11 protein-coding genes and 2 pseudogenes are annotated in these 12,711 nt (G+C 59.0%); 4 read left to right on the top strand and 9 right to left on the bottom strand.

The genetic code is table 11. The annotated features are described in order from the left end of the window. Positions 1-82: 82 nt before the first annotated feature. On the top strand, positions 83-874 hold the full coding sequence (locus ACE103_RS10960) for an IclR family transcriptional regulator (RefSeq protein WP_375779408.1): 792 nt from the start codon (positions 83-85) through the stop codon (positions 872-874). 186 nt (positions 875-1,060) lie between these two features. Here ACE103_RS10960 and ACE103_RS10955 read toward each other — a convergent pair. Both ACE103_RS10955 and ACE103_RS10950 read right to left on the bottom strand, forming a co-directional pair. Next, positions 1,061-1,231: pseudogene (locus ACE103_RS10955) on the bottom strand (IS630 family transposase); the annotation flags it as partial. 440 nt (positions 1,232-1,671) lie between these two features. Beyond that, the gene (locus ACE103_RS10950) at positions 1,672-3,189 is read right to left on the bottom strand and encodes an ISNCY family transposase (RefSeq protein WP_375779029.1); all 1,518 of its coding nucleotides are present in this window, start codon (positions 3,187-3,189) and stop codon (positions 1,672-1,674) included. Between the two features lie 92 nt (positions 3,190-3,281). Between ACE103_RS10950 and istA the strand changes: the two are divergent. Next, positions 3,282-4,500 (top strand): annotated as a pseudogene (gene istA / locus ACE103_RS10945) (IS21 family transposase); the annotation flags it as partial. A gap of 715 nt (positions 4,501-5,215) precedes the next feature. Then, complete coding sequence (locus ACE103_RS10940; protein WP_375779407.1) at positions 5,216-5,998, top strand: IclR family transcriptional regulator; 783 nt, start codon at positions 5,216-5,218, stop codon at positions 5,996-5,998. A gap of 180 nt (positions 5,999-6,178) precedes the next feature. Here ACE103_RS10940 and ACE103_RS10935 read toward each other — a convergent pair whose 3' ends face one another. From ACE103_RS10935 to ACE103_RS10920, 4 genes are all read right to left on the bottom strand, one after another. Continuing rightward, the gene (locus ACE103_RS10935; RefSeq protein ID WP_375779406.1) at positions 6,179-7,309 is read right to left on the bottom strand and encodes a GMC family oxidoreductase; all 1,131 of its coding nucleotides are present in this window, start codon (positions 7,307-7,309) and stop codon (positions 6,179-6,181) included. Between the two features lie 89 nt (positions 7,310-7,398). Beyond that, the gene (locus tag ACE103_RS10930; protein WP_375779405.1) at positions 7,399-8,934 is read right to left on the bottom strand and encodes an MFS transporter; all 1,536 of its coding nucleotides are present in this window, start codon (positions 8,932-8,934) and stop codon (positions 7,399-7,401) included. A 207-nt stretch (positions 8,935-9,141) separates the two neighbouring features. Beyond that, complete coding sequence (locus ACE103_RS10925) at positions 9,142-9,645, bottom strand: GMC oxidoreductase (RefSeq protein WP_375779404.1); 504 nt, start codon at positions 9,643-9,645, stop codon at positions 9,142-9,144. 41 nt (positions 9,646-9,686) lie between these two features. Continuing rightward, positions 9,687-9,953 carry a hypothetical protein gene (locus ACE103_RS10920; protein WP_375779403.1) on the bottom strand — a complete coding sequence of 89 codons (267 nt, stop codon included), beginning with the start codon at positions 9,951-9,953 and terminating at the stop codon, positions 9,687-9,689. A gap of 54 nt (positions 9,954-10,007) precedes the next feature. On the opposite strand from ACE103_RS10920, the gene ACE103_RS10915 reads away from it, so the two are divergent. Next, entirely contained in the window at positions 10,008-10,247 is a 240-nt protein-coding gene (locus ACE103_RS10915) for a hypothetical protein (protein WP_375779402.1), read from the top strand. 117 nt (positions 10,248-10,364) lie between these two features. Here ACE103_RS10915 and ACE103_RS10910 read toward each other — a convergent pair whose 3' ends face one another. From ACE103_RS10910 to ACE103_RS10900, 3 genes are all read right to left on the bottom strand, one after another. Then, the gene (locus tag ACE103_RS10910) at positions 10,365-10,844 is read right to left on the bottom strand and encodes a PaaI family thioesterase (protein ID WP_375779401.1); all 480 of its coding nucleotides are present in this window, start codon (positions 10,842-10,844) and stop codon (positions 10,365-10,367) included. A 16-nt stretch (positions 10,845-10,860) separates the two neighbouring features. Then, positions 10,861-11,145, bottom strand: a complete 285-nt coding sequence (locus ACE103_RS10905) for a homogentisate 1,2-dioxygenase domain-containing protein (protein WP_375779400.1) — start codon at positions 11,143-11,145, stop codon at positions 10,861-10,863. Between the two features lie 116 nt (positions 11,146-11,261). Next, positions 11,262-12,638, bottom strand: a complete 1,377-nt coding sequence (locus tag ACE103_RS10900) for a glycine cleavage T C-terminal barrel domain-containing protein (RefSeq protein ID WP_375779399.1) — start codon at positions 12,636-12,638, stop codon at positions 11,262-11,264. Positions 12,639-12,711 lie beyond the last annotated feature (73 nt).

The following is a 12,711-nucleotide window of genomic DNA, read 5'->3' as shown; positions in this document are numbered from 1 at the left end:
CTAAAGAAAATGACTGATGGCCATATTACGTTATAAGCAATCAATTACGCAATAAGCAATTTAACCCGTCAAGAGAGGTATTATGAAACCGACAAGGCAGACCGAAGACAGAGGTTCCGGCGTCAACTCGGTCGAGATCGGACTTTCATTATTGGAACCGCTGCTTGAGGCCGGGACGTCCCTCCCCTTGAAGGCCATCGCTGAAGCGAGCGGGTTAGCCCCACCGAAGGCTCACCGATATCTCGCCAGTTTGTCGAATGTCGGCCTATTGGAACGTGAGCCGAATTCGGCTCGCTATCGTCTCGGTCCGCTGGCATACAGACTGGGCTTCGCCGCACTTGGTATGCTCGATCGCGAAGCTCTTGGCCGAACAGCGATCGCGGATTTGTCGGCCGCTACACAGGTCACCGCATGCTTGGTCGTCTGGGCCGACACGGGCCCAATGGTGATTGCCGTTGAACCTGGCCCGGGCACAATCTTCACCGGAATACGAGTCGGCTCGCACCTTCCGCTGCTGAGATCGGCTACAGGCCGATTATTTCTGGCCCATCTTCCACCGAGCCATACGCGGAACCAACTTCTGGCCGAAGGAGACGTGTCTTCGAATTGGATCGAAGCTCATGGTGCGCAGCTGGCAGAAATTAGAGCTTCCGGCGTTAGCCGGATCAAGGATTCGGTCATGACAGGGATGAGCGGCCTGGCGGCGCCGGTATTCGACCATAGCGCGACAGTTAGCTGCGCTGTCACCTTGGTCTTCCAAACTGCACTGGTGGATGACAAACGCGCACATGCACTGGCTGAGGACCTAAAGGCCGCTACAGCCGACTTTTCTCGACGTTTGGGCTTCGTCCGCCGGATTCCTGATGCCCCTTAGAGCGGTTCGCGATCAGGTTGACTCGTACCCAGCGGCATCGAATTAGTTGGCACATTCGCGCGGCGTGAAGCGGTCGAGACAGCGTGCTAATTGCGCTCCACAAGCCTTGGACGGTGCGCTGAGCAGCAGTGCCATGACAACGATGTCGCCTTCTCGCAACTCTGGGACGGGGACCTGATCGACCTAAGCCTGGAACGCTCGACCGTTTTATCGGCCCATCGAGAGCCATTGGTGCGACCATGCCTGACGGGCGCAGGCCTGCGACGAAGGTCGTTGTTTTCCAGTGGCCATGAGGGATGAAGGCACGCAGTCGCTCGCCACGGGGCGCGCGCCGCGAGCACGCGCCATATTGGTCGATGCCCATGGGTGAGTCGGCCGGAGGATTTCCACCCCCGGCCTCTCGCAGAACGGTGCGTGAACCTCTCGATTCACACCGCTCCCGTCAGGTGAACGTAGTCGTTCCGAAGAATCGCCAGTGTACGAACAGCTCCGCATTATCCCGAGCCAGCTTTCGCAAGAAGAGCGAGGCACCGGTTTTGCGGAGCCGGAAGCGCTTGTACTTTCGCATGATCCACGCTTTCAGCTTCTGATTGACATAGTCGACCAGAGAGTACTGCGCGGCGGCGATCAGGGTGAGACTCCGTATTGCCTCATGGAGGAATGTTCCCGAAGGCGCGATTGTTGCCTCATTTATTTTGCTCCCCAGAGGACGGACGGTCGGTACGGGGGAGGCCGGTCGTGGAGCTGGTCGGGGTTGCGCAACGACCGGCCTCCCCCGTACCGGAGGGCGGGCGCGGTCACCGTACGACCTGTGTCGCGTCGATCTGCGCCGCATGATCCGCCGATCCAAACAGCAGCGCGCTTGCCTGCTCGCTGCGCCAGGATTTGAGGCGGCGCTGAAGCGTTCGCAGCAGCTTGTCCGGGTACGCGCCCGGATATTTCGCCTGTAACCTCGTCAGGAGCTCGGCGCCGGTTCGCCACGGCTCGGCCTTGAACCACTCCTGCAGCTGTGGGGTCGCCTGAACGAGCGGATCAGGGCGACGGCGACCTCGCTTCACTTTGAGGATCGGCCGGTCCGTCGGTCGAGAGCGGCCCTCTTTCCACGCCGTTCGCAAGCTGGCGAGGAACAGGTCGATCGGCGGTGCCGCAGCAGCAATCGAACCACCCGCCGGCTTCACATCGGCGAGGTCGGCCAGACGTTGCTGCGCGGCCCGGATGTCGCGCAGCAACGCGACCGGGTCCAAGTTGGCGCAGATTTCCTGCAGTCGGTCCCGAACCGCATCGGGGGTGCGTCGGTCGGTTGCCAGCCTTTGATGCGGTGTCGCTGGTGCGCTGTAAGATTTACGCACGCGTGCGCCATCGCGCTGTTTTCCGATCAGCTTGAACGACGGCTGGAAGAAGTTCACGAACAGGCGCACTGAGCGATAGAGTTCTGCGAGCAACGCAGCCGCCTCGAGCCCCTCAAACCGCCGATAACCGACCATCCGTCGGACCACGGCTCCGTTCTTCTGTTCGACAAACGCCTGGTCGTTCTTGCGGTAAGGCCGGCAACGGGTGAAGACAATGTTCGCCTGCTCGCAATACGCTTTCAGCGTCTCGTTTATGAACACGGAATCATTATCGGTATCGATGCCCTGGAGCAAAAACGGCAGCTGTCGCCGAAGTTCTGTCAACACGGTGCTCAGGAGCGTTTGCTCGCGCACCAGCAGCGGCGCACACTCCGTCCAACCGGTGGCAATATCCGTAAGCACCAGCGTCTGGATAAAACTGCCGCGCGCCGAGGGTCCGCTGTGGGCAACCAAATCGGCTTCGACAAAGCCCGGCGCCGGATCATCCCAGTCGGCCGACGTCCGTACCGGGATGCTCCGTCGCAACGTGCTTGCCACCGGCCGACAGCGCTGGCGCCCGTCCTCCTGTCGGATCTTGCCCAGCGCCCGGTCGATCGTGGACGCGCTCATCGTCAACAGTTTCGCGCGGATTTCAGGCGCCAGGCCCATGTGGCCGTTCCGTTCCATCGACTCGATCAGGAGCGGCAGCAGCGCTTTCAGTCTCTTGCCGCAAATCCGGTCCGAGGCCTCCCAAAGAACTACCAGCGCATTTCGTTCAGCTTCCTCGTAAATCCGGCGACGGGTGCGCCGAACCGAGGATTGCCCGATATCGCCTCGGAGCAGGCGCATCGCATGCTTTCGATGGAAGCCCGTCACAACCACAAACTCGTCGAGAATTCGCACCTTCTCCGCGCGGCTCGCCTCCCTGTAGCGCTGCCCCACAGCGGCCGTCAGTTCTCTTCGAGTCGCCATGCTCAGTTGCCTCATTATCGCCCCCGCAGTCCCATTCCACTGGGGAGCAAATTACGTGAGGCAACGGCCCAGCATTCAGGAACATTTCAGGCGGCGCAATGCGTACGCGTCCGCCATCGCAGAAGAAGGCGCCGAGGGGCCGGCGGCGATCCGATCCGCTCGCGCCCTATTGGGACGCCGAGATCGTTCCGATCCTGAAGGCTGCGCCCGGCATCCGCGTGATCGGCGTGCTGGACGAACTGCGCCGACGGCATCCCGGCTTCAACCCCAACATCCGGCGTACGCTGGAGCGGCGCATCAATGCCTGGCGGGCGCTCAACGGCCCCGAACAGGACGTGATCTTTCGCCAGCAGCACGAGCCCGGCCGCCTGGGTCTGTCCGACTTCACCGACGTGAGCGCGCTCGGCATTACCATCGCGGGTGAGCCGCTCGATCACCGGCTCTATCACTTCCGGTTGGCCTTCTCCGGCTTCGAGCATGCCCACGTCGTGCTCGGCGGTGAAAGCTTCGTCGCCCTGGCCGAGGGCTTGCAGAACGCCCTGTGGACGCTTGGCGGCGTGCCGCGAGAGCATCGCAGCGACAGCCTGTCGGCGGCGTTCCGTAATCTGGCGACCGACGCGCGGGAGGATCTGACACAGCGCTACGCCGCGCTGATGGGCCACTATGGCATGGCGCCAACTCGCAACAATGCGGGCATCGCGCATGAGAACGGCTCGATCGAGAGTGCGCACGGCCATCTCAAACGAGCCCTGGAGGATGCGCTGTTGCTGCGGGGTACGCGCGACTTCGCCAGTCTCGATGCGTACCGGGCTTTTGTCGACGAGATTGTCGGCCGGCGCAACGCCAACCTCGCCAAGCCGATCGCGCTCGAGAAGGAGGCATTGGCGCCGCTGCCAAAAGGCCGCACGACCGACTTCGAGGAGAAGGTGATCCCGGTGACGTCGTCAGGCGGCTTCATCCTGCGGCGCGTGTTCTACACCGTGCCTTCAAGATTGATCGGCCATCGCCTGCGTGTGCGCATCTTCGACGACCGGCTCGAATGCTTCCTTGGCGTCACGCCGGTCGTGACGCTGCGGCGCGGTCGGCCCGTGTCCGAGAGCCAGGGCGGCCATGTCGTGGATTACCGGCACATCATCCATGCCCTGCGGCGCAAGCCGATGGCGCTCCTCAATCTCGTCTATCGCGACCAACTCTTCCCGCGTGCAGCTTACAAACGTCTGTTCGAGACCTTGCGGGAGCATGGTGATGACCGGCGCGCCTGCAAGGTGATGGTCGAGCTTCTGGCGCTGGCTCACGAGCGGGCCTGCGAAGCAGAACTCGCCGAGGCGATCGCGATGAATCTGCCCATCAGCCGCGAGCGATACCTTCAACTCCTCCAATGTGCTGTCGGGCCTAGCCACAATCAGGCCGAGGATGGGTTCCGCCTGTGCTTCGATCGCTTGCGAGCGTCGACCGCCGCCCTGCCGCTTTGGCTTCCCCCGCCCGTTTCGCGGGCTTGTGTTACCCAGCGGATCGCGCTCGACGGGCCCACTTGAAAGTGCGCTGCAGCCTCTCGACGTGACATGCCGCCTTCAACGGCGGCGACCACGCGCCTACGAAGATCGACCGAAAGAGATGTTCCCATGCGCGCCGGCCCCTTCACCAGCAGGCAGTTTGAATCAGAACGGCCTGATTTGGGAATCCCAAACGATTCAGTCTGGTCGGGAACCGCTCTCGGGAAAGAGAGAGCCAAGTCCAATGATTTCGGTCGGTGTCGCGGCCAAATGCCTTTTACGTGATTGTCCCTGACGTTCGCGGCCCTAAAGCCGTGAGCAATGAATCGCGCTCGCCGGTGGCGAAAAGGCGCCTGGGGTCTCCCCTCAAGGTGACAAGCGTGCCATGCTAGGTTGCGCAGTCTGCTTTGCACCGGTTATGCGGGATGAGGGAATAAGCCCCCTTTAAATCGAAATTTTATTGCGGTATCAAAACTGGAACACTGTTACGGTGATCTGATGGCTGGTTTGATCTCGAAAATCGTCTGACGCCGGCCACGGAGAAGTGAATGCCTGCTCTAAAGCAGAAGACGAAATCAGAAAACGGGGTCCAAGCCGTTGCTCTTGCCCTCCAGATCATCGAGACGCTTGCCTTCAACAAGGGTCCACAGAGCGTAACAGAACTTGCCAAGTCGCTTGGCACGACCAAAACCCGCATTTTTAACTATTTGCGGACTTTGGTCGAGCACGGATATGCGGTGCAGGATCCAGAGACCGAGCGCTACCGTGTTGGAGCGCGCGTTTCCCAAATCGGCGGAGCCGTCGCCAACGAATTCAATCTGGTATCACTTAGCCGCGCGCCGATGAGAAAGGTTCAGGAAGCCTTCGGACACACGATCGTGCTATCCAAGTTCGACGGCGTGTCGCTGTACTCTGTCGACCAGCTTGAGGGAAACTCAATGCTGAAAGTCAGCATTCCCATCGGCAACGTCTTGGGCCTGCATTCGAGCGCTCAAGGCAAAGTTGTGCTGGCGTTTGGGCCCACACGCCTACTTGAAAGTACGATCGCAAAGGGCTTGAAGCCCGTGACAAAGGCGACCATCACGGACCCTGAACGCCTTAGAGGGGAAATCAAGACCACACGCATTCGGGGCTGGGCCACAGCTCCAAGCGAAACCATGATGGGTGTGAATGCAATAGCGGTTCCCATCCTTGACCGGACCGGTCAACTCGTAGGCACGATAGCGGTCACGGCCGTTTCTGAAGAATTTTCCAAATCGATGACGCGGGAGCTAAAAGTCTTGCAACAGGCTGCAGCTGAAATCTCTTCGGGACTGTCGCCTAGATATTGACGACGTGTCGTAGAGCGCAGTGCCACCCCGGTCAAATTGCCGGAGCAGCGCCCGCCCGGCCTGTCTTTAACGGGCAATCGCGGAAGAAGCGCCGGAGTAGCGATATTTTCCATTGAAGCCTCGATCACCAAGGAGCTTTCTCTCGCTTCCGATTCATCCTCATTTGCTTCGGCAAGAACTTCAAGCGACCGCCCTCGCACTTGCGGTCCCAGGACGCCGATTGAAACAGCGACCACTGCCATACAGGTTGCCACGAGAGCTAAAGCGGCCTGCACGCCTCCACGCGATGACGCAAACGCGATTAGGAACTCGCTGATGATCGCCGTTAGCGTCATCAGCGCAATGAACAATGTGAACTGGAGGCTCCCCACGTTTGAAGAGAGCATATTGCGGAACGCTACCAGCAATCCAAGGCGCAGATTGCCATGAGAGTCCGTACGGTATGGTCGTGGGACTCGACGTTATGATCGAGGCAGAGATGTGATCCTGAAGATTCTCTCCGACTTCGGGGGCGTGGTGAACTACCGGGATATCCAGTTCTTGGAGAGCGCGTCCATCTCCTACGCCAGAGCGAAGGAGGAGCGCCGGCGAGCCGAAAGCGCCGACACAGGCAATTACTTCTCGCCTTGCCGAATATGTACAACTTCGTCCGCTCCGGGCCGCCGTCACACCCCTCGCCCGCCAGCCATCTAAGGTTATGGCGTGAACGATGATGTCACTGAAGACCGCTAGATTGTGGCGGCCCCTCGCTGGTCTTAGAAAGGCCGTTGCGGCGGACTCCCGTCTCCCACAGCGTTGGGTCACCTGCCGTCGTCGGAAGCCGTCCTGCGAATACCCATTGAAATCATCGTTCTCTGGAAGCTGCAGCGAGCGTGCGGCCTGGATGAGGATATCGGTCAAGGGATTATAGCTGTCGAGATTCCGAACGTTCATCGGCCCGCCCCTTCCGTGGTATGGCTCGCCGAAGCGCTCGTTGTTTTCCGATCTTTTGAAAGACGGAAGGACCTCTCGATAAGACCAGCCGACATTGCCTCCTTTGGCCCAATCGTCATGATCCAGAGGATGACCTCTCACATAGACCATACCGTTTATCGAACTCGATCCTCCGAGCACGCGTCCACGTGGTAGATAGATTGATCGCCCTTCGGCATTCTGCTGTGGCACGGTCCGATAACCCCAATCCAATCGCGGATGCGTTACCACGCGCATTATCCCGAGCGGAATGTGAATGAGCGGATTGCGGTCCGGAGGTCCCGCCTCAAGCAAACAAACCATCACTCCGGTCTGCTCACTCAACCTGTTCGCGATCACGCATCCAGCCGAGCCGGCTCCCACAATCACGTTGTCGTATATTTGGTCTCAGCAATCGTCGCCGCTCCTTGGAATTGCTTTGGAGCCACTCAAGACAAGGAGATAGGCAACCTCAGGCGCCAGAGCAGCGGAACGGCTTGGACCGCGAAGATCGTAAACCCTGTGATGATGTGGGCGGGAGCTAGTGGATATGCTTGGATCAGGGTAGCCACCGCTATTGGCAGCGCGCCCCCGACAGCGCTCGCGACATTGTAGGGAACGGAAAGCCCGGTGATACGGACCTGAGGAGAGAAGGCCTGAATGATGAAGTAGTAGCCTAGCGCACTGATACCGCCGAAAAAGCCCACCAGAGCGTACCATACGCCCAGATATTGCGGCCCTGATTGAATACCAGTTACCAAAAGATATGCCGCGATGACCAGACCGACGGCATAGAGCACATAGGTTCTCACTGCCCCGAACCCGTCAGTCAGGTAGCCTCCGACGATGCTTCCGACCGCCAGCGCTATAGTGCCTATCGTTTGGGCATTCTGGACGACCGAGGCGTCAAAATGCAAAACGCTCCTCATATAGATCGGAGGATAAAGCAGAAGGACCGGCGGCACTGCCGCCGTCATGAAAGAAATGGCCAAGCCACCCAGCAGTTGCCCCCTCGATTCCACGAACAACTTCGTGAATGACACGCGCGAGGCGAGCCTTCCCTGCTGCCGCATAGCTTGAAAGACCGGCGTCTCTTCAACGTAGTGACGAACGTAGCCGGCAATCAGTCCTATCGCTCCTCCGATCACGAAGGCCACACGCCATAACCATGACGCCATCGTCTGCGGATCGCTTAACGAGGTGAGGATACCGATCGTGAAAGCGCCGAGAAATAAGCCTAACGCCGCACCTGCTCCGACGAGGCTACATGCAAAGCCCATTCGCTTAAAAGGAACGTGCTCGGCAACGAACACCACGGCGCCGGGTATCTCGCCGCCCAGGGAAAGGCCCTGCGCCATGCGGCAAACGAGCAGCAGCACCGGCGCAACAAGGCCGACCTGCTGATAAGTGGGGAGGATCCCGATTAGCAATGTTGGTATTGCCATCAAGACGATCGTCAAGGAGAACATTCGCTTGCGCCCCAGCGTGTCGCCGAGCATGGCAATGACGATGCCGCCGATGGGTCGAACGAAATAGCCAATCGCAAAGATCGCCAGAGTTTGGATCGTTCTCAGCCATTCTGGCGTACTCGCCGGGAAGAAGGCCTGGCTGAGATATGGCGTGAGCATCACGAAGATGATGAACTCGTATAGCTCGATCGCTCCCCCTACCCCGCATAATGCGAGAACCTTGATCTGCTCAAACGTAAATCCAGCCCGCTCATCATCAAAGATGATTCCGCGATCGTTGATCGGGTGAGCGCCATCGACCATAGATTTCCTCCGAATATTCTTTGATTGAACGTTGTCTTTGGCATAGTCCGGCGGCTCGGGCGTCAGCGTCTCAACCGGGTAAACGCCGCCGGCAGCATCGATATGCTCGTTCCAAAGCAGTTGTCGGATCGACCATACCCTTCCATCGCCGCACTTGTCCTTCCGGGAAGTGTCGTGTCCGGTTGAGCTCGTCCTTGCGGTGAAGAACAACAACGGAGCTTAATTCGGCCGATCTTCGGCGCCACTGTACGGAACTATCAACGAATCCGAGAGCCGATGCGCACGCATCGGATTACAGCGGCGGGTCTCAAACCGACAAGAAGTCAAATCGCCCCATCCAGCTTGGAGACAGGAAGACTATCAGGCACACGCGGCTCCGCTTGTTTGTGTCAAACTAGCGTGACCTCCTATAGCTGTCTGTCACATGGTCAGGGGACGATTCGCGGTCACTGGGTTGCAACCTTGGCCCATCGGGCTGAGGGAAGACCCACTTCGAATGATATCCGCGGCCTTCTCGGCCATCATCACGACACATGCCTTTATGTGGGCTGTCACGAGCCGGGGCATGGCCGACGCATCGACCGCACGTGGTCCTTCGGTACCCTTCACCCGCAACTCCGGACCGGCCACGGCATTTGAGCCGCTCCTCATTGCACACGTACCGCACGGATGATGGGCCGTCATGGTCGTTCGCCGAATGTACCCATCCAGATCCGCGTCAGCGTTGACGTGCGATCCCGGCGCCAATTCGTTACCGCGGAACGGATCCATCGGATTTTGAGCTGCCAGGTCGCCAGGACGTCGAAATCCTTCGCGCATCGTCAAGAGATGACGCGGATCGGTGTAGCAGTTGAAGGGGATACGAGGCGAATGCTGCGGACCGACGGAACGCAGCCGCACTTCTCCGCCACTCTTGGGATGCATGATTGCCACTCGAAGGCCGAATGCGTCCTTATATGCCGTTCTTAATCCGGAAAGCCAAGGATGAGCATAATGCACCGAATATGAATTCCATGTCCGGAACCGTCAACGCCGTGCGCCGTCTTGATAAAGCTGGAATTGTCGACGCCCTGTGCCGAGCGAGCAGGTTTGTAGCACGGCGTGACGATCCGATTAAACCGCATTAGCTCGTGGAACGGCCCTGGGCTTTTGCGGGCAAATTGAAACGGCGATGTGAGACCGTCTTGAAGGTTCGAGCCGACCGGCAGGTCGACGATCGGCGCGATGTTCATCTGGCGAATGTGCGGGCGGGACCGATCCCGGACAACATGCGCTACTGAGGTGAATTGAACGCGCCGGCTGATGTGATTATCGGCTATCACCACAACGAAGAACGGGCGCGAGAATTGATGACCAGCCTACCGGCAGGTGGGCACGCTGTCCCGCGGTTGGAACTCGAAAACCCGGACTGCTTCGAGGTGCTTGCCTCTCAGACCGACCTGCGCGAGGCGAAGCTAGACATCCTGGTAAACTCGGCCGGGTTCACACGCGCTATCCCGCATCACGATCTCGCCGCTCTCACTTGATCAATTGCTCGAGCAACTTCTATCGCGAACGTCCGCAGCCCCTATTCCCGATACGAAGATTACTACCCCATCTTCGCGCGTCCGGCGATCATCATCTACGTTTCGTCAATCTTCCGCTTAGGGCCGGCTCGCTGCGCCGTCCGGCTTGCGGCGGGGCGAGACAATCGCAAGGGAGGACACGGCCGAGGCCACGGCGTTGTCTTCACAATCCATCAAGCGCGCACGTGCGAACACCACGGTCTTTCCGCAACGCTCTATTTCGCCGAACGCCTTGTAGTGACCAGGCTTCGCAGACCTTAGGCAGGAAACATTCATGTTTATCGTCGCGACCGAGAGACCGTCTGGAACTGCCAACAATGCCACATAAGCCATGGCGAAATCCAACATCGTGGTCACCGCCCCGCCATGTACCACGTCTTCGGCCTGCACGAATTGCTCACCAACCTTGAAGGACAACTCGATGCGGGGCCCGTCGGCATCGATCTTTTCCACCTTGGCCTGCAGGGATAAGGCCAACGCACTCGTTTCGATCGCGACGGGCAATCGGTCTCCCAACTGGTGACCGCGCAGGAATTGTTGGTCTCGGTTCATCGTCATGAGGCTCTGCTCGTTGCTAAATGCCGCGAAGAGACTTAGGGTCCAACTCGTTCGAGTAATCCGGATAAGTCCCATCGAGTAGTTCAAGTTGGGAAGCGTAGGCCGCCCCGCTGAGTGAATATCGCGTTTCGAACATGAACGCCATCGTACCCGACAGTCGTTCCGGCTCGAGTTTTTTGTTCGTCGCCATTTCGAAGGCCTCAGCATCGGGGCCATGCACGATCAGAGCGTTATGAAGGCTCATCCCGCCAGGAATGAAGCCTCCCGGCTTGGCGTCATACACCCTATAGATCAATCTCATGAATTCGCTCAGATCGAAGCACTCCAAGAGCATTGCTTTCGGACGCGGGAGATTCGACAGCGTCCAACTGACGTGCAGGCACCTGCCCGCAGGTCCATCATTTCTTTTAGTTCGCCCTATGGAGAAAGATTATTTTCGCGCTGCCTTTTAATGAAGGGCGTGGATTGAACCGTCGCACGGATATTCGCCGTGGTCTCGTTGGCGAACGTGCTGCCCCATCTGACCGTCAATTCGGTGCCCGGCTCGGACAGAGCGCGGTCGATGCGCGCCAACGATATCATTCGGCGCAGCGTCGGGCTGTAGGTGTATCCCGACGCCCACCCGACCTGACGTTCGTTTTGCATGACCGGGATGAAGGTGACGCGCATCTGACCGTAGGGCAAATCGGGAGGTGGAGGCGACGGACCATCCCGGAAAAGACCCGCGAACAGTTCTGCCATGTCGTCGCTATCCCACGTCAGTCCGACGAATTTTCGTACCGGGCCCCCGCGTTCGGCCTCTTCGGCCAACGCTTTCTGTCCCTTGAAGGGAACGCGATCGAGTTCGACGGTGTATCCCCATCCCAGTTCGGCGGGACTACAAAAGTGTTCGCCGATCATACCTTCCATCAAGTTGTACTCCTCGCTGCTAGACCAGCGCCGTACCAGCTTGTCACCAACCAGCGAAGGCGAGCCCCGCGCCGGAAGATAGTCGCGCATAGAGGTCGCAATTCCCGTTTCGGTGTGGCCGATCAACTGCGCCTTGAGGCCGAGTTCGCGCAGTCCATGCGGAGTACCTATCTCTCTGATGGTTCTCCAGAGATCATGTCCACGGTTCGTGCTCGTTGGCATGTAAAACTCGTAGCCCACTTCGCCGGTAACTCCCTGACGAGCTACAATGACGTCCGTATCGAGGATCTTACATTTCTCCCATCGAGAGAAGCGAAGATGGGAGAAATCGGTGCCCGTCAGCTCGCGTATGATGTCCGGAGATTTCGGCCCTTGCAAAGCGTAGCAGGTGAAGTCCGGGGTGACGTCAATGACGTCGATGTCGAACGTCGTTTCGTTGGCCAAATTGGCGAGATACGTCTCGGCACCACCGGCCGTGTAGATATACTCGTCCTCGGCCAAACGGAGCGACAGTCCTTCGACCACCACTTTGCCCTCGTCGTTCACCATCGGAGCGAAGATGACTTGTCCGATGCGCTGCTTGGACAAATCTTTGACCGCTGCGAACGCCATAAACCTGGAAGCGTCCGGTCCCGTAACGCGCACTTTGTTGAGCCAGCTCCAATCGCCGAGAATGGCGGCGCCGCGTAGCGCATGCGATTCCTTCCACCATCGCGTATACTCGTAGCCGAAAAGAAAGCCGCCAAGCATATGTCCCCATATCCGGCTCGCGTTGGTTTCCGCCTGCGCTGCCCCGCCTGGAGACCCGATGTAGGGTCGATCGATGAATGCAAGACCGCGATGATTTTGGGCGCGAAGGTATTCGTCACGAAGAGTTTCATTCATTTTCGTGTGTCTGCCTCGATGTTCCAGTGAGTTTCAGTTGCTCCGCGCAACGATTCTTGGCGTCGGCGGCTGT

Source organism: Bradyrhizobium sp. ma5 (genome assembly GCF_042258955.1).
Taxonomy (GTDB): domain Bacteria; phylum Pseudomonadota; class Alphaproteobacteria; order Rhizobiales; family Xanthobacteraceae; genus Bradyrhizobium.
The sequence above is the reverse complement of the archived record's forward strand: the minus strand, read 5'-3'. Positions and strand labels throughout refer to the sequence as shown.

Excerpts from the sequence above, each read along its gene's own strand:
- ACE103_RS10920 (WP_375779403.1), bottom strand. The coding sequence starts at position 9,953 with ATGAACATCGCGCCGATCGTCGACCTGCCGGTCGGCTCGAACCTTCAA.
- ACE103_RS10960 (WP_375779408.1), top strand. The coding sequence starts at position 83 with ATGAAACCGACAAGGCAGACCGAAGACAGAGGTTCCGGCGTCAACTCG.
- ACE103_RS10925 (WP_375779404.1), bottom strand. The coding sequence starts at position 9,645 with ATGCATCCCAAGAGTGGCGGAGAAGTGCGGCTGCGTTCCGTCGGTCCG.
- ACE103_RS10910 (WP_375779401.1), bottom strand. The coding sequence starts at position 10,844 with ATGACGATGAACCGAGACCAACAATTCCTGCGCGGTCACCAGTTGGGA.
- ACE103_RS10905 (WP_375779400.1), bottom strand. The coding sequence starts at position 11,145 with ATGAGATTGATCTATAGGGTGTATGACGCCAAGCCGGGAGGCTTCATT.
- ACE103_RS10950 (WP_375779029.1), bottom strand. The coding sequence starts at position 3,189 with ATGAGGCAACTGAGCATGGCGACTCGAAGAGAACTGACGGCCGCTGTG.
- ACE103_RS10940 (WP_375779407.1), top strand. The coding sequence starts at position 5,216 with ATGCCTGCTCTAAAGCAGAAGACGAAATCAGAAAACGGGGTCCAAGCC.
- ACE103_RS10900 (WP_375779399.1), bottom strand. The coding sequence starts at position 12,638 with ATGAATGAAACTCTTCGTGACGAATACCTTCGCGCCCAAAATCATCGC.